The organism is Crystallibacter permensis (assembly GCF_025960875.1).
Taxonomy (GTDB): Bacteria; Actinomycetota; Actinomycetes; order Actinomycetales; family Micrococcaceae; genus Crystallibacter; species Crystallibacter permensis.
In genome coordinates this window covers 266,426-282,988 of record NZ_JAODLR010000005.1, presented here as the reverse complement: position 1 = coordinate 282,988, position 16,563 = coordinate 266,426, and the positions used below count along the sequence as shown (strand labels likewise).

General features: G+C 65.1%; 15 protein-coding genes. 10 read left to right on the top strand and 5 right to left on the bottom strand.

Features of this window, described 5'->3' with window-relative positions:
* Window positions 1–61 precede the first annotated feature (61 nt).
* Together B0G38_RS08725 and B0G38_RS08720 are read right to left on the bottom strand one after the other, a co-directional pair.
* The gene (locus B0G38_RS08725) at window positions 62–1,093 is read right to left on the bottom strand and encodes an ABC transporter permease (RefSeq protein ID WP_264669068.1); all 1,032 of its coding nucleotides are present in this window, start codon (window positions 1,091–1,093) and stop codon (window positions 62–64) included.
* Entirely contained in the window at window positions 1,074–2,735 is a 1,662-nt protein-coding gene (locus B0G38_RS08720; protein WP_264669067.1) for an ABC transporter substrate-binding protein, read from the bottom strand. The genes B0G38_RS08725 and B0G38_RS08720 overlap by 20 nt, the downstream gene beginning before the upstream one ends.
* A gap of 380 nt (window positions 2,736–3,115) precedes the next feature.
* Here B0G38_RS08720 and hpaH point away from each other — a divergent pair, with 380 nt between their 5' ends.
* Both hpaH and B0G38_RS08710 read left to right on the top strand, forming a co-directional pair.
* Window positions 3,116–3,901 (top strand): 2-oxo-hept-4-ene-1,7-dioate hydratase, encoded by a 786-nt coding sequence (hpaH, locus tag B0G38_RS08715; RefSeq protein ID WP_074699314.1) that lies wholly within the window; start codon window positions 3,116–3,118, stop codon window positions 3,899–3,901.
* Window positions 3,886–4,713 (top strand): aldolase/citrate lyase family protein, encoded by an 828-nt coding sequence (locus B0G38_RS08710; RefSeq protein ID WP_264669066.1) that lies wholly within the window; start codon window positions 3,886–3,888, stop codon window positions 4,711–4,713. The genes hpaH and B0G38_RS08710 overlap by 16 nt, the downstream gene beginning before the upstream one ends.
* 103 nt (window positions 4,714–4,816) lie before the next feature.
* Here the strand turns inward: B0G38_RS08710 and B0G38_RS08705 are convergent, their stop codons facing one another.
* The gene (locus tag B0G38_RS08705; protein ID WP_264669065.1) at window positions 4,817–5,977 is read right to left on the bottom strand and encodes a glycosyltransferase family 4 protein; all 1,161 of its coding nucleotides are present in this window, start codon (window positions 5,975–5,977) and stop codon (window positions 4,817–4,819) included.
* Window positions 5,978–6,127: 150 nt separating this feature from the next.
* Between B0G38_RS08705 and B0G38_RS08700 the strand changes: the two genes are divergently transcribed.
* The 5 genes from B0G38_RS08700 to B0G38_RS08680 all read left to right on the top strand — a co-directional run bounded on the left by B0G38_RS08700 (window position 6,128) and on the right by B0G38_RS08680 (window position 11,630).
* The gene (locus B0G38_RS08700) at window positions 6,128–6,880 is read left to right on the top strand and encodes a sulfite exporter TauE/SafE family protein (RefSeq protein ID WP_264669064.1); all 753 of its coding nucleotides are present in this window, start codon (window positions 6,128–6,130) and stop codon (window positions 6,878–6,880) included.
* Window positions 6,881–7,020: 140 nt separating this feature from the next.
* Window positions 7,021–7,152 (top strand): hypothetical protein, encoded by a 132-nt coding sequence (locus B0G38_RS08695; RefSeq protein WP_264669063.1) that lies wholly within the window; start codon window positions 7,021–7,023, stop codon window positions 7,150–7,152.
* Between the two features lie 330 nt (window positions 7,153–7,482).
* On the top strand, window positions 7,483–8,850 hold the full coding sequence (locus tag B0G38_RS08690; RefSeq protein ID WP_264669062.1) for an FAD-binding oxidoreductase: 1,368 nt from the start codon (window positions 7,483–7,485) through the stop codon (window positions 8,848–8,850).
* A 151-nt stretch (window positions 8,851–9,001) separates the two neighbouring features.
* Complete coding sequence (locus B0G38_RS08685; RefSeq protein ID WP_264669061.1) at window positions 9,002–10,180, top strand: zinc-dependent alcohol dehydrogenase; 1,179 nt, start codon at window positions 9,002–9,004, stop codon at window positions 10,178–10,180.
* Between the two features lie 124 nt (window positions 10,181–10,304).
* Entirely contained in the window at window positions 10,305–11,630 is a 1,326-nt protein-coding gene (locus B0G38_RS08680; protein WP_264669060.1) for a cell division protein PerM, read from the top strand.
* 81 nt (window positions 11,631–11,711) lie between these two features.
* On the opposite strand, the gene B0G38_RS08675 is transcribed toward B0G38_RS08680, so the two are convergent.
* A complete protein-coding gene (locus B0G38_RS08675) occupies window positions 11,712–12,128 on the bottom strand; it encodes a hypothetical protein (protein ID WP_264669059.1) in 417 nt (138 codons plus the stop codon).
* 40 nt (window positions 12,129–12,168) lie between these two features.
* Between B0G38_RS08675 and purN the strand changes: the two genes are divergently transcribed.
* The 3 genes from purN (at window position 12,169) to B0G38_RS08660 (ending at window position 14,474) form a co-directional block, all read left to right on the top strand.
* Complete coding sequence (purN, locus tag B0G38_RS08670; protein WP_264669058.1) at window positions 12,169–12,738, top strand: phosphoribosylglycinamide formyltransferase; 570 nt, start codon at window positions 12,169–12,171, stop codon at window positions 12,736–12,738.
* A 164-nt stretch (window positions 12,739–12,902) separates the two neighbouring features.
* Entirely contained in the window at window positions 12,903–13,412 is a 510-nt protein-coding gene (locus tag B0G38_RS08665) for a DUF6318 family protein (RefSeq protein WP_264669057.1), read from the top strand.
* A gap of 204 nt (window positions 13,413–13,616) precedes the next feature.
* Complete coding sequence (locus tag B0G38_RS08660) at window positions 13,617–14,474, top strand: PKD domain-containing protein (protein ID WP_264669056.1); 858 nt, start codon at window positions 13,617–13,619, stop codon at window positions 14,472–14,474.
* Between the two features lie 58 nt (window positions 14,475–14,532).
* On the opposite strand, the gene B0G38_RS08655 is transcribed toward B0G38_RS08660, so the two are convergent.
* Window positions 14,533–15,885, bottom strand: coding sequence for an MFS transporter (locus B0G38_RS08655; RefSeq protein WP_264669055.1), 1,353 nt, complete (start codon window positions 15,883–15,885; stop codon window positions 14,533–14,535).
* Window positions 15,886–16,563 lie beyond the last annotated feature (678 nt).

The following is a 16,563-nucleotide window of genomic DNA, read 5'->3' as shown; positions in this document are numbered from 1 at the left end:
GCCGCGCCTGAGGTGCCGGCGAGCACCGGGTCCTGGTGGTTGCGCTTGTTCGAAAAGATGCTCATGCGGCCCGCAACCGTGGATCGGCGGCGCGCTCGGCCACGTCGCTGGCGGCCATGACCACCACGTAGGCCAGTGCCGAGACCAGGGCGACGCCGGTGACCAGCGGGATGTCGCGCAGGGTGACGGCGTTGAGCAGGGTCCGGCCCAGCCCCGGGCGCGCAAAGATGGACTCGACCACGACGGCGCCGCTAAGCAGGCTGCCGAAGGCCCAGCCGGAAAGCGCGATACCGGGTAGGGCGGCATGGCGCAGGGCATGGCGGAACAGCACGCCGGTTTCGCCTTCCCCACGGGCGCGGGCCGAAAGGGCGAACGGCGACGTCATGGCGTTGAGCATCGATTCGCGCATCACCTGGCCCAGGAACCCGGCCAGCGGCAGCGCCAGCGCGAGCACGGGCAGCACCAGCCCGTCAGCGGAGTTGGTGCTGACCGGCGGCAGCCAGCCGAGGGTGTTACTGAACAGCAGGATCAGGATGCTGGCCAGCCAAAAGTGCGGCACCGCGGCTGCGGCGATCTCCAGCCCCGAAGCAACGACGGCGGCCGCCTTGCCGTTCAGTGTGGACCAGCCGGCCAGCCCGAGCGCGAGCAGCCAGGCGACCAGCAGGGCCAGGGCGGACAGCAGCAGCGTGCCGGGCAGCTGGTTGCCGAGCAGTTCGGCCACAGGCATCCGCAGCGAATAGGAGTCGCCCAGGTCGCCCTGCACCAGGCGGCCCAGCTGGGTGAAGTACTGGACCAGCAGCGGCTGGTCCAGCCCGTAGTCCCGGCGGACCTGCTCCAGCGCCTCGGGGGATGCCTGCGATCCTGGCCCGCCCAGAATGGCTTCGGCCGGATCGCCGGGGATCAGCCGGATGCCGAAAAAGATCAGCGTGGCCACGGCCCAGAGCACAAAGACCGCGCCCACCACTTTGGCCAGCAGCCAGCGGACGGTTGTTGGAAGGCGGACACCGTCAGCCAGTGTCCGCGCCGGCCCCCGGCCGTCGTCGCTCAGCGCCGGCCGGCCGGGAGCCGGTTGCTCAGGAGTTGAGCCAGACATCGTAGAACGCCGGCGTGGACACGGTGGGCAACGCCCGCAGCCCGGAGACTTCCGAGCGGTACAGGAAATGGTTCTGCTGGTCGTACAGCGGCAGGATGTAGTAGCCCTCCAGCACGATCTTCTGCGCCTCTTCATACAGCGCCGCGCGATCGGCCGGGTCGGAGGTTTCGCTGCCCTTGGTCAGCAGTTCATCGAGTTCGTCGAGCTTCACCTGGGACAGGTTGGCGAAGTAGCCGCTGGGTGCCGGGACGGTGCTGTCCGAGTGGAACAGGATCCGCAGCACGTCCGGGCCCACCTTGGTGTACGGGGCGCTGACCAGGTTGTAGTCGTTCTCGGCCAGGGCGCCGTACCAGCTGGACAGGTCCAGCAGGTTCAGCTTGATCTCGAAGCCGGCTTCCTTGGCCGTGGCCTGCAGTTGCTCGAACAGGGACTGCTCGGCCGGGATGGACTGGTTGGTGCTGACCGGGAATTCCAGGCTCAGCCGCTCGCCGTCCTTCACCCGGTAGCCCTCGGCATCCCGCTCGGTCCAGCCGGCCTCGTCCAGCAAACGGTTGGCCTCGGCCGGGTCGTAGCCGAACAGGGATTCGTCGGAGTAGCCCAGCGGCTCGACGCTGGAGAGCGGCGAGTACGAGCGTTCGGCGGTCCCGAAGAACAAGGAGGAAACGCCGTCGTTCACGTTCACCGCCCGCACGAATGCCTCGCGCACCAGCGGGTCGTTGAAGGGCGCCTTGCTGGTGTTCAGCTCCAGCCGGTTGGAGGCGCCGGGCCGCGGGGCGTCCAGGTGCTTGATCACGTCGTTGTTCTCGGCTGCGGCGATGGTGTCCGGCTGGGCGTTGTCGATTACGTGCACCTCGCCGGCCTGCAGCGCGGCGTAGCGGGTGGCGGATTCCGGAATGAACTTCCAGGTGATGGACTCCAGGTAGGCCGGGCCTTCATGGGCGGCATCGGCCGGCGGGGAGTTGTAGTTCTCGTTGCGGACCATGGTGATCGAGTCCTGCTTCACCCAGTCCTCCACGATGAACGGACCGGTGCCGACCGGCGCGGCGCAGTTCTCTTCCTGGCTGCGCTCGAGGGCTTTGGGGGACTGGATGGCGACCCACGGCATGCTGAAGGATTCCAGCAGCGCGCTGTCCGGAGCCTTGAGGTTCAGCTTGAGGGTGAGGTCGTCGACGGCCTCGGCGCTCTCGATCTTCTGCAGCGCCAGGTAGCCGGTGGAGGACGCGGTTTCGGGGTCCTGGACGTGCGCGATGTTGGCCTTCACCGCCTCGGCATTGAGCGGGGTGCCGTCGGTGAACTGCACACCCTCGCGCAGCGTGAAGGTCCAGGTCAGGCCGTCTTCGCTTTCCTGCCATTCGCCGGCCAGCCACGGGATGATCTCGCCGTCGTCGTTCTTGGAAACCAGCGGTTCCAGGTACTGGCTCGCCGCCAGCGCCTGCGGGTAGTTGCCGCCCACATGCGGATCCAGGCAGGTGGGTTCGGCGTCGCCCGTGGCGTAGACGAGGTTTCCGCCGCTGACCGGCTCGCCCGCGTTCTCCTCGGAACCGGTGCCGCCGGCGCTGCAACCGGCCAAAAGTACGACGGCGGCCACGGCACCTGCCGCGGACACGACGGCACGGCGCGGGGTACGGAAGGGAAACGACATAGGATACTTCCTCAACTGGATCCGCCCGGCGGTGGCCTGCGGCGGTGTTGCGCGGCCGGAAAGGCGCCGGCCGCAGTTTGCTCCCATTAAGGGTAGGTCAGCAGCGCAAACCGGCGCATGACGGGCCGCACAGTGTGAGCAACTTCTCGGGTGGGCCGGCGGGGCCAGCGGGTGGGCCGGGCCGGCGGGGCCAGCCGGTGGGCGGCGGGCATCCCCTCCGGCGTACGGGCGGGCTGTAATGGAAGTCTCATGGCAGCGCGGGGAAACGTACGATGGTGCTGTGGCCGCCCGGCACCGACGCCGAAGGGCAGGACCACCAGACCGGACGGGGGTTCCGTCCGGCTGCCGCAGCTGATGACTTTTGGACTGGAGCCTGTCGCGTGCTTGATCAGACGACTATTGAGAAGATTGCCGATGAGCTGGTGGAGGCCGGGCGCACCCGTACCCCGGTGCCTCGGCTGACGGCCCGCTACCCGGAGATGACCGTAGAGGACTCCTACGCCGTGCAGAACCTCTGGCGGGAGCGCAGCGAAGCCAACGGCCGCAAGCTCGCCGGGCGCAAGATCGGTCTGACCTCCAAGGCGATGCAGGCCGCCACCGGCATTACCGAACCGGACTACGGCATCATCTTCGACGACATGATCCTCGAAAACGGCTGCACGGTGAAGTGGGACCAGTACACCCACCCCCGCGTCGAGGTGGAGCTCGCCTTTGTGCTGAACCGCGATGTCAAGGGCCCCAACGCCAGCATCTTCGATGTCCTGAACGCCACCGAATACGTGGTCCCCGCACTGGAGATCCTGGACTCGCGGATCGAGATGGAAGGCCGCACCATCGTGGACACCATCTCCGACAACGCGGCCATGGGCGCCATGGTGATCGGCGGCAACCCGGTCCGCCCGCAGGACGTGGACCTGCGCTGGATCGCCGCGATCCTGTACAAAAACCAGACCGTTGAGGAGACCGGCGTCGCCGCCGGCGTCCTGAACCACCCCGCCGCCGGCGTGTACTGGCTGGCCAACAAGATCGCCCCGCACGGCGACCACCTCAAGGCCGGCGAAACCATCCTCGCCGGATCCTTCACCCGCCCGATGTGGGTCTACGAGGGTGACACCGTCCACGCCGACTACGGACAGCTGGGATCCATCACATGCCGATTCGAGTAGAGGCAGCGCCGTCCTTCAAGGACCTCGTCAACAACGCCGACCGCACCATCGCCGGCATGTTCGTGTGCTCCGGCGACGCGGGCATCGCCGAGATCTGCGCCGGCTCCGGGATCGACTACCTGCTGATCGACGCCGAACACGGACCCAACGGGTTGGAAACGGTCCTGGCCCAGCTGCGCGCGATCTCCGGCTACCCGGCGGTCCCCGTGGTCCGCGTCCCCTTCAACGATCCGGTGCTGATCAAGCAGTTCCTGGACATAGGGGCGCAGTCGCTGATAGTGCCGATGGTCAACAACGCCGAGCAGGCCCGGGCGGCGGTGGCGGCCATGCACTATCCGCCGCGCGGCATCCGCGGGGTCGGCTCCGCGCTGGCCCGTTCGGCACGCTGGAACCGCATCCCCGATTACCTGAACCGTGCCGAGGACCTGGTCACCCTGGTGGTGCAGGTCGAGGCGGCCGAGGCAGTCCAGAACGCTGCCGAGATCGCGGCGGTGGACGGGATCGACGGCATCTTCATCGGCCCGTCTGACCTGGCCGCCTCCATGGGCGTGCTCGGCCAGCAGGAGCACCCGGAGGTGGTGGCCGCGGTGGCCAAGACCATCCAGGACGTGAAGGCCGCAGGCAAGTTCGTCGGCGTCAACGCGTTCGTCGAAGCCTCTGCCCGCCGCTACGTCGACGCCGGGGCGGACTTCGTCAACGTCGGCGCCGACGTGGCGCTGCTGGCCCGCGGAACCGAGGCGCTCGCCGCCAAATACATTCCGGAAGAAGCAGGGGTCGGAGCAGAAGCACAGGCGCCCCGCGCCAGCTACTGATTTCCGCTCACTGTGCAGCTGGTGCCCTTTTGAACGCTGGAAAGGGCACCAGCTGCACAATGGATCCGCCTGGCCCCCAGCTGGTCCGCCCCGGGAGCCTTGCTCAGCGCAGGTATTCCCGCGCCTGGACGTTCAGCGCGCGCCGCTTCACCGAGATCGCCTTCGCGTAATACCCGACCAGCTGTTCGCACAGTACCGGCCAGGTCCGGCCCTGGACCGATTCAAAGGCCGCTTGGCCGAAGGCGCGGCGCTTGATGTCGTCGCCGATCAGGTCCTGCACGCGGGAGCGCAGTTCCTCCAGCCGTCCCGGGGCATAGATCCAGCCCGTCCGCGACTGGTCCACCAGATCCAGCGGACCGCCCCGTCCTACCGCCACCACCGCCACCCCGGAGGCTTGTGCTTCCTGGATGGTCTGGCAGAACGTCTCGGATTCGCCCGGGTGGACAAACAAGTCGAAGCTGGCCACCATCCGCGCCAGCTCCTCGCCGCCCTGGAAACCGGCGAAATACGCGCCGGGCAATTTGCCACGCAGCGAGTCCTTCAGCGGCCCGGACCCCACAATGACCAGCCGGGTGCCGGGCAGGTCGGCGAGCACGGCAAGATCCTCCACCTGCTTCTCCGCGGCCAGTCGGCCCACAAAACCGATGATCCGCTCGCCCTTGGGCGCCACGGAAGCCCGCCACCCGGCGTCGTACTTTTGCGGGTTGAAACGCGAGGTGTCCACGCCGCGCCGCCACAGGTGCACCCGGCGGACGCCGTGGCTGTGCAGCTGGTTCATGGCGAAACTGGACGGCGCCAGAGTGAGTGTGGAGAGTTCGTGGATGTTCTCCACGTGCTGCCACAACAGCTGCTCCAGCCACGGGGCACCGTAGCGCGCGGCGTACGCGGGAACCTCGGTCTGGTAGATGGACACGGTGGGGATGCCCAGTTGGTGCGCGGCCTGCACGGCCCGCCACCCGAGGACGAACGGCGAGGCCACATGCACCACCTCGGGCATGAAGTCCGCGAAGATCCGGCGAAGCCGCGCCGGCGTCACGGCGGCGACGCGGACATTGGCGTAGCCGCGCAGCGGGACGGACGGCAGCCGGTGCACCGGGTAGCCCTCCACCTCGGCCGGCGCCTCGTCATCCGGCCAGGACGACATCGGCGCGATGACCAGCACGTCGTCGCCCCGCCGGCGCAGGTGTGCAATGACCTGCAGCAGCGAGTGGGTGACGCCGTTCATATGCGGCAGGAACGATTCAGCAACAATGGCGATCCTCACGCTTCTACCGTGGCGGCCGCGCGCAGACTCCCGGCGATGACAGGGTTTCGCCCCGGTGAACAGTTGCAAAAGACTCACGACGGCGCCGGTCCGGGCCGGCGGCGGGAGAGCCGGTCCGGGCACGCGGCGTGAGAGGGCTAGGGTGGTCGGGTGACTCTTGGACTTCTGAGCGTGATTCTGGTGGCGATTTTCCTCGGCTCGGTAGCCCAGCGGATTGCCGGGGTGGGCTTCGCGCTGCTGCTCTCGCCCATCCTGGTGATGCTGCTCGGCGCGCACACGGGGATCATGATGATCAATATCTGCTCGGTGGTCTCCTGCGGCCTGATCGTGCCGCGGGTCTGGGCGGACATCAACTGGAACATGTTCTGGTGGCTGACCATCCCCGCCACACTCGGGACCATCGGCGGCTCCTTCATTGCCGTCAACGTCCCGTCCGCGCCGCTGGTGGTGACGGTCGGCGCCGTCGTTATCTTTGCCCTCGTTCTGTCCGTGATGCTCCACCGCGCTTCCGTGACGGTCAGCGGCAATCCGCCCAAGGCGCTGGCCGGGCTGGGGTCGGGACTGACCAACTCCCTGGCCGGCGTGGGCGGTCCTACCGTCAGCGCCTACGCCGTGCTGGCCCGCTGGCCGCAGCGCGAGTTCGCCGGCACCCTGCAGCCCTATTTCTTCGTGATCTGCCTGATCACCGTCGGCGTGCGGACCTGGCTCAATCCGTCCCATCTGCCGCAGCTGGATTGGTGGATGTGGGCTGCGTTGGGGGTCATGATCGTGGTCGGGATCTTCACGGGCGAGAAGCTGCTGCGGCACATCAAGGACGACCACGCACGGGTGGCGGTCATCATCATGGCGTTCGTGGGCGCCGTCGCGGCTTTGATCAAGGGGCTGCTGGACCTCAACGGTTAAGGCTGGGCTTCAACGGTTAAAACGGTGCCTTTGTTCCCGTAGCGCTCCTTTTACACTGGTTCCGTCCCGCACTGGCTTTTTATTTTAAAGCAGGTATGGTCTCTCATACCGTTGTATTTCGCCTTGAAAAAGGAGCTGGAATGGCAGGAAAGTCCCCGCAGGGGTCCAACACCAAGAAGCAGGGTAAATCTATCAAGGAAAAGCGCGCCGAGAAGCGCTCGAAGTCCTCAGCTGAGGAGGAGATCATTCCCAAGCGCCGCAAGGGCGCCTAAACTGGGGCTGGATGGGAAAACCTAGGCTGGCGGAAATCCGGAGGCAGTCCGCGGCATTCTTGCCGTGTTGATTTCCCGGAATATTCCGCCTTTCCGGGCGGCTGGTTCTTTTTGAACCAGCCGCCCGCTTCCCTTTAAAGTCCATTGATTCAGAAACGCCACCGAAATTGTTTGCCTAAAACACCTTTTTCCGTCAAAGCGGGTTTTCCTTTCCGCGCCGGCGAAAGTGCTGGATCGTCCCGCGCCCACCGCTCAATTTTGGTGCTGGCTGCCCGTCGCTGCCCGGCGTAACATCTGTCTCGGGTGGCCCATGGTGCGAAGGAGCAGACCATGGAATGGATCCGGCCGGAGGACGCCGGCTACGACGAAGCACGCACACTTTTCAACGCGATGATCGACCGGCGGCCGGCCGTGATCGCCCAATGCTCGAGCACGGCCGACATCCGCGAAGCGCTGTTGTACGGGCGGCAGCACGGCCTCGAGGTCGCCGTCCGGTCAGGTGGACACTCCGTTGCCGGCATGTCCATGAACGATGGCGGACTTGTCATCGACGTGCGCGGTCTGAAGGACATCGCCGTGGACCCTCAGGCCCGCACCGCAACCGTTGGCGGCGGCGTGACCTGGGGCGAGTTCGACCGGGCGGGGCAGCCCTACGGCCTGGCGGTCACCGGCGGCCGGGTCTCCACGACCGGCGTTTCCGGTTTTACGCTGGGCGGCGGCTCCGGCTGGATGGACCGCGGTTGGGGACTGGCCTGCGACAACCTGGTCTCCGTTGATCTGATGACGGCGGCAGGGGAGGAAGTGACGGCCAGCGCGACTGAGAACCCGGAGCTGTTCTGGGCGCTGCACGGCGGCGGCGGGAATTTCGGTGTCGCTACCTCCCTCACCTTCAAAATGTACGACGTCGGCGAGCAGGTCCAGTGCGGCCTGCTGCTGTGGCCGCTCGGACAGGCCCGGGACGTGGCGCGCGCCTACCGGGACTTCGTACCGGCCTCGCCCGAAGCCCTGGGCTCTTGCCTGCTCACGGTGATCGCTCCGCCCGAGGAGTTCGTGCCGGCCGAACTGCAGGGCAAGCCGGCACTGGCCATCGTGGTGGTCTATGCGGGCGACCCGGAGGAGGGCAGGGAAGCAGTCCAACCGCTGAGGGCGCTGCAGCCCGCGGCCGACATTGTTGAACCCCGCCCGTATGCGGATTTCCAGTGCATGCTCGACGATGCCCCGGGGCAGCTGAACTACTGGACTGCGGACTACCACGACGAGTTTCCGGACGCGGCGCTGGATGTCTTCCTCCGGTTCGGGGAAGCGCTGCCGCATGAATCCTCGCAGATGCTGCTGGCACCCTGGGGCGGCCAGGCCGGCAGGGTTGACCCGGGCTCCACACCGATGGCCCGGCGCACTGCTCAATGGGTCACCCACCCCTTTGCCTTGTGGCAGGATCCGGCACAGACCGCTGAAGCTATCGGCTGGGCCAAGGGCTTCCGGCGCGATATTGCTCCGTATGCCAGCGGCGGCGTATATCTGAACTTCATCGGCCACGAGGGGCAGGAGCGGATCAAGGCGGCCTTCGGGCCCGAGAACTACGCCAGGCTCGTCCGGATCAAACGGGACTTTGATCCGGACAATATCTTCCGCGGGAACCAGAACATCCTGCCCGCTGCCGGCGAGCCGGCCGAAAGGGAAGGTGCCGTTGCGCCCTGAGGTACGTGCCGCCGTCGTTCGTTGACGCGTTTTCCCGCCGGGGCCTGTCAACCTCTAGCCCGAACCAGAACCGGCGCGTAGCGTTGAAAAGGTTCCCGCCGCCGAGACATCAGGCGGCCCGGCACGCGAATCATTGACAGGAGTTCCAGACATGAAAGCTCTGACCTGGCAAGGCAAACGTCAAGTGTCCGTCGAGGAGGTGCCGGACCCGGCCATCCAGGACCCCACGGATGCCATCATCCGCGTCACCTCCACCGCCATCTGCGGCTCGGACCTGCACCTGTACGAGGTGTTGGGCCCGTTCATGAACAAGGGCGACATCCTCGGCCACGAGCCCATGGGCATTGTGGAGGAAGTCGGCAGCGCCGTCACCAACATCAAGCCCGGCGACAAGGTGGTCATTCCGTTCAACATCGCCTGCGGGAACTGCTTCATGTGCGGGCTCGGCCTGCAGTCGCAGTGCGAGACTACGCAGGTCAGGGAGAAGGGGTCCGGCGCGGCGATGTTCGGCTACACGGAACTCTACGGCTCGGTGCCGGGCGGGCAAGCGGAGTATCTGCGGGTGCCGCACGCGGACTACGGCCCCATCAAGGTGGCCAACACCAGCATTCCGGACGAGCGCTACCTGTTCCTTTCCGACATCCTGCCCACCGCCTGGCAGGCCGTGGATTACGCCAATGTCCCGGGCGGCGGCACGCTGGCCGTCTTCGGGCTTGGCCCCATCGGGCAGCTGGCCAGCCGGATCGGCAAGCATCTGGGCTACCGTGTCATCGCCGTCGAACGCATTCCCGAGCGGCGGCAGATGGCAGAGCGGCACGGCATCGCCACGCTGGACTGGACCCGGAACTGTGCCGATGACCTGCGCGACATGACCGGCGGGCGCGGGCCGGACTCGGTGGTTGACGCGGTCGGGATGGAATCGCACGGTTCGCCAGTGGCAGCCGCCGCCCAGGCCGCTGTCGGGATCCTGCCGCACCCCGTGGCCAAGCTGGCGATGACGACGGCGGGGGTGGACCGGCTTGCCGCCCTGCACGCCGCCATTGATTCGGTCCGGCGCGGCGGGACCGTCTCGCTCTCCGGGGTCTACGGCGGGGAAGCGGATCCGATGCCGATGCTGAAGATGTTCGACAAGCAGCTCCAACTGCGGATGGGCCAGTGCAACGTCAAGCACTGGATTACCGACCTGCTGCCCTTGGTGGACGACGACACCGACCCGCTGGCCTTGTCCGATCTGGTCACCCACCGCGTCTCCCTGGACGAGGCGCCGGCCATGTACGAGATGTTCCAGAAGAAGGAGGACGGCTGCATTAAGGTTGTGCTTCAGCCTTAGTGTTGCGCGGCTGCCGGGCGGATCTCCTCGTTGCAGGGGCGGCGGGCTGTTAGTACCGCTGCTTTTGGCTGCTCCGCCGCGTCGCTGGCCGGACGATGGCCCGTCAACTGGCACCATGGAGACAATGAAACTCAAATGGCGCCCGGGCGGGCAAAGCGGACTGCCCATGCCCCTCTGGCTGCAAGGTGGTTTCGAACTTTTCCAGAGCGCGCTGCTCTCGGCGATCGTCGTGTTGCTGCCGCTCGTCGGTGTGTGGTTCGCGGACGGGTTCGAAGACCGCAGCTTCGACTCGCTGGCCAGGCTTGGCGGACAGGCCTGGCTGCTGATCCATGGCGTGCCGCTGCAGCTGGAGATCCTCATGGGTCCCACGTCCGCCGACATGGAGCGGGGAACACTGTCCCTCGTCCCGCTGGGGCTGACCCTGCTGCCCTTCTTCCTGTCCTGGCGGGCGGGACGCCGCCTGGCGCGTGCCGCGTACACCGACCAGCTCTGGCAGGCTCTGCTCGGAGCCCTCGGGGTGTATGCGTTTGTCGGCGGTGCAACGGCTTATCTGGTGCAGAGCAACGAAGTGGAAATCTCCATGGTGGCCGGCGCCCTGATACCGCTGATCCCGGCCGGGGCCGGCCTGATCATCGGGGCCTACCGTGCGGCCGGATCGTGGGGCCGGCTGATCGGCGTCGACGCGGCGGCCTGGGTGGCCAAGGCCAGCCAGCATTCACGCTGGGCCGGTTCCTATGTCTGGTCCGTCATCCGGGCGGGCCTGCTGGCCGTCACCGCCGCGGTCTGCTTGTCCGCCCTGCTGCTGGCCGTGGACATTGCCCTGCATTGGGCGGACATCATCGAGATCTACCAGGAGCTCAACACGGGCGTGGTCGGTGGGATCGTGCTTACTGTCGCGCAGCTGGGCCTGCTGCCGAACTTCGTTGGCTGGACCTTGGCGTGGTCCTCCGGCGCCGGCTTCGCCGTCGGCACCGGCAGCTCCATCAGCCCGCTCGCCACCACGGTGGGCCCGCTCCCGGCGTTCCCGCTGCTCGGCGCCCTGCCCACTGGCGAACTGACCTACGGCATGGCGGCCCTGCTGCTGCCGGTAGTTGCCGGAGTACTGGCCGGCTGGTGGTTCCTGCGCGAAGGTGAAAACCACTTTGACGAATGGTTGTCCATCAAGGTCCAGGCCCGCTGGTTTACGGCCGCAGCTTCCACCCTGGCACTTGGCCTGTTGATCGGCGCCGTCGCCGGCGCCGGCGCTGCCTTCATTGCCTGGCTGTCCCGCGGTTCCCTGGGCATCGGCCGCTTTGTGGACCTGGGTCCGGACCCGATGTGGACGGCACTGTGGGTAGCGCTGGAAGTGGCTGCCGGCGTCGTTATTGGTTACGCCGTGGGGCCCTGGCTGGAGCGCGAACCGCGCCGCGCTGCAACAACGACGGTGGAGAGCCGCGGCAAGAAAGACTAGTTGCCGCACGAGGGCTGCAGATGGCTGCCGTCATAACGACGGCGGATAGCTGCCGCCGCGCTAACGGCGACGGCGGATCCGTCAGCCCTCCGGGTTGAACAGGCTGTTGTAGTCGAGCAGCTTCTCCGAGTACTCGCTGGTGCACTGCTCCTGCGCGCTCTGGGTGACCGCCAGCCGCGTGCACTCCTCGTACTGTGCCGTGAGCGGCCAGAAGACCATTTGAGCCAGGGCGGTCAGCGCGAAGAAACCGCCGACGATGATGCCGAAAATGAACGTGATCCGCAGCGTCCCCGGCAGGCCGTGCCGGACTGACTTCACCAGGCCCACGATCGAAACCACCACGGTGGCCACGGCCAGGACGAGCGCCGCAATTTTCCACGGTAGCGGCAAGGCCGCCGCCAGGAACGTGGCCAGCACCAGTAACAGCAGAACCCGCAGATAGAGACTGGCGTTTTTTGTTTGTTCCTCGCTGGGCCGCGGCCGAGTGTCATGTTCCATGGGTTTAAGCCTAGGCGAGCCGGGAGCATAAAGTTGACGCATGCGCATCGTGGTACTCGTCTCCGGCTCCGGCACCAACCTTCAGGCAGTCATCGAAGCGGTGAAAACAGGGGAGCTCGACGCCGATGTCGTCGCCGTGGGCTCCGACGTTCCGGGTTGCCTGGGGCTCAAGCGCGCTGAGAGTGCAGGCATCGAGACGTTCGTGGTGGCGCCTACCGACTACGGCAGCCGGCCGGAATGGAACCGCGCGCTGCAGGCCGCCGTCGCATCCTACTCACCTGATGTTGTGCTGCTCGCCGGTTTCATGCGCATCCTGGATGCTGAATTCGTCGAGGCCTTCGATGGCCGCATGGTCAATACCCACCCCGCACTGCTGCCTTCGTTCCCCGGTGCGCACGGCGTCCGGGACGCGCTGGCCCACGGCGTGAAGATCACCGGCGTCACCGTGCACATCGTCGATTCCGGTGTGGACACCGGCCCCATCCTGGCGCAGGCCGCCGTGCCCGTCCGTGAAGAGGATACCGAGGAAGTCCTGCACGAGCGCATCAAAGTGGAGGAGCGCAAGCTCCTGGTGCAGACGTTGGCGGACCTAAGCACACGCACTGGCTAACTGTTCTGGCAGCCATGGCGGCTGCATGGACTGCTATAGCCCTCACGACTTATTACGCTCCCGGAGCCCGGTTTCCTGTGGATAACCTTCCTGCGTAGTTAAACGTGTGATTACACTGGCTCGAACACATCAGTCAGCAACCCGACCAGTGCATAGGGGTCTCGGTGAACCGCAGGACAAAATTCGATACTTTCACGCGTGCCCGATCGTCGGTGTTTGCCGTGCTGGCTGTGGCCGCTCTCGGTCTCACGGCTTGCGGCGGTGACGCGGAGGGCGAGCCAGGCAGCTCTGCCTCACCCGCAACGTCAGCCGTTGCTGCTGAAACTGCTACGCCAACGCCTACACCAAGTGCCACGCCTGAATACAAGCCAGCTTCGGCTGATGGACCCGCGGAGAATGTGCCCGTGCCGAAGTTTGATGCAGAGTCGAACGCGGAAACGAAGGAAGGCCTCGATGCTTTCGCACGCCATTGGTACGCAATGTTGAACTACGCGTACGAGTCAGGAGACTTGGAACCGCTCCAAAACATAACCGAGGACGGATGCGAGCGATGTGACATCGTCTACAAGGGAATCGAAGATTGGACCAAGAAAAACCGCTGGTCAGTCGGCGGTGATGTGCAAATCCTGCAGATCAGCGAAAACTTTGCTGCTGACGATGCCGGAATTTATTAGTTGCCCGTTCAGATAAAACGCAATAGCGCCGCAGTATATGAGAACGGAAATAAAGATTCATCAGAGCCTGCGTCTTCGCCAACCGTCGACTTGTTCATGGCCAAATTCGAAAAGTCTGGATGGGTCGCACATGACGTCGGCGTGATCGACACGCCATAAGTCATGCGCCCACAAATCAGAACCCTCAGACCATACATATTCGCGATGGTCCTGCTAGCGACTATTGGTTTTGGCCCGTCAGCGGCAACTGCCGCCGCTGATCCGTTCTTTTGGGACCAGGCCGGTCTCGAGGTCGGCGGCTACAAGAAACTTCCTGGCGATAAAGAGTTGTGGGCAAAGCTTCCTGGCGCCAGTACGTCGACAGACGACACAGAATACAAGTTCGAACTCGCCTGTCACGAGGGAGACAACATTGTTCAGGCATGCCTTCCTCGGGTGCCTGATTGCGATGCTGGTGACGACGGCATGGCGGTTCAATGGTTTTGGCGGAGTGAATCGTTGGGGTTTGCAGATTGGACTGCGAACTCCCGGTTTGGATGTGTTTATGCAAGCAATCCGAACGAGGTTTTGGAACAGATTGCCGACAGAATCCTCTCGGAATTCCGATCACTTCCTATCGACGCTGGTCGCCTGACACTTCAGCCCAGCCCGCATACTCTAATCCGTGCGAATACGAACGTCTATGCGGAATCAGAAGAACAGATTCATGAGATTGACTTGCTGGGTCAGAATGTCGTTATTGAAGCGATCCCGCAGGACTACAGCTGGAATTACGGCGACGGTACCAGCTTGGGACCCACGTCCACTCCCGGTGGCCCCTTGCCTCAGGGGCGTTGGGGCGAGCAAACGGCGACGAGTCATGTCTACACCAGTACTGGAGACTTCAATGTTTCCCTCACAACCACTTTCAGCGGAACCTACAGCGTAAATGGGGGACCGGCGATACCCATCCCTGGAACAGGAACATTTTCAGCTGAGCCGGTGACGATAAGTGTGTGGCGGTCCGTAGTGAACAACTTCGCCGATAACTGTCTTGAGAATCCGAACGGGGCGGGCTGCTGATCGGCGGAACCGCGATGCGCTTATGCGTCGACTGACAAGTAGGACTGGGCCAGAGCATTCAGTGCAGTTCTGCGCCTTTGGTTTCTGGGGAGAACCGGGCCATCCAGAGAACGGCGATCAGCACCAGACCGCCTGCGATGGCGAAGGACCAGGCGAGGCCGAGGTAGGGCCACATGATGGAGACGAAAATCAACGGGCCGAAGCCAGCGCCGATGCGGGAGAACGTGGAGGCCCAGCCGAAACCGGAGCCGCGCAGTTCGGTGGGATAGAGCTCGGAGACGTACGCGTAGAGCACCGGGATGGCGATCTGGACGACGAAGCCGTAGATAAGCAACCAGGTGATCACGGCCGCGGGAACCTCGATCACGAGTGCAACAACGACCAGGATCAGAGCAGAGAGCGGTCCGGTGACAGCGAGGATCCACTTTCGCCCTGTCTTTTCCACGAAATACGCGGCGACGATGACGCCCAGCAGCCCAACGCCTGCCATGCCAGCGGTGGTGATGAAGGCGCGGACTTCGGCGAAGCCGGACTCGATCAGAATGCGTGGCATCCAGGTCAGAGCCAGGTAATAGACCAACAGAATGCTGAAGAATAAGGCCCACACCGCCGTCGTTATTTTCCAGTTGTGTTTCCAGATGGCCGGGAACTGTTCAAAGATGTTGCCGACGGTAAGCTTCGTAATGGCCTCGGGCTCGGGCAGTCGCCATTCGGTGGGTGTGCCGCCGGTCCGTCTGACCAGATCGTTGATGACGCGCGCCGCCTCTTCGCCGCGGCCTTTGCTGATCAGGAACAGGGGAGACTCAGGGACGGATCGGCGGATCCAGAAGACCAGAAGCGCCGGAAGCACCATGATCAGCATGGTGTAGCGCCAGTCCGCGAAGGTGGCCATGATGCCGGCGGAGACGAAACCGCAGAGGGCTGCGCCCACCGGCCACCAGCCGTCCATCGCGGTGAGGACGCGGCCGCGCTGTTTGCGTGGCGTGAACTCACCGACAAGCGCGTAGTCCACGGGCACACAGCCGCCGAGGCCGAAGCCTGCGATGAAGCGGAAGATGCAGAACCAGACTATGTCCGGGGCGAAGGCGCCGAAGACCGTGAAGATGGAAAAGACCAGCAGCGTGGCTGTGAAGGCTTTCTTCCGCCCGATGAGGTCGGCGATGGTGCCCCAGACGAACGCTCCGACTGCCATGCCGATGAGGTTGGCGGTGCCGATCCACGCTGCTTGTGACGGTTCGAGGCTCCAGTGATCGGACAGCAGGGGGATCAGGACGCCGTTGAGGGTGACGTCCCATGCATCGAACATGAATCCCAGGCCGCCGATGACGAAGATCTTCCCCTGTACCCTCCAGCGCCAGGGGAGTTCCTGCACTATGTGGTCGCCCGTGGGGATCCTCTGGGTTTCGGTCATGACGCCTTCCCTTTGCTACGCCTACAAAAACTCTACTGCGCTCGGTCTTGAGGTGCGCCGCGCGCGCGGAAACATCAAGATGAGAACTCTCTCATCGTCTTCTCCTGTTTATCTCACGTTCCAGGCGCACTGTTGTTACTAGCAAAGCACTCGGCTCGCATCGGAAGGTCACCTCATGAAGAAGCGGAACATCTGGATTGCAACGGGCTCCCTCGGAGTCATGGCACTTGGCCTGGGGGCCGCGGTTGCCGATAGCGTGCCCAGTCAGCAACATCTGGGCAGCAGCATCACGGCACAGGCAGGAGTTTCGGCAAGCACGCCTGTGCTGGAGCGGGCAGTTTCGCCTGCGGAGGTGAATGTCGGGGACCAACCGCTTACGACGGCGGATTCACCCACCAGCGCGCAGACGGCAGACTCGCCCGCGTCCCCGGTGTCCGCGCAGTCCGCGCCATCGCCCGTTTCCGCGCAGTCTGCAGCGTCGCCGGTGTCGGCCCAGTCTCCTGCTACACCGGAGTCGGCGCCCAGCCCCGTGTCTTCGCCCAGCCCGGTCTCTTCAGCAAGCCCGGCGTCCGCCCCGAGCGCAGATACCGCCGCTGACTAAACCCGCCAGAACCGCTTCAACAGACTCGCCGAGTCCCGGATGTTCCCCCATCCGCCGGGGCTCGGCGGATTTATGTC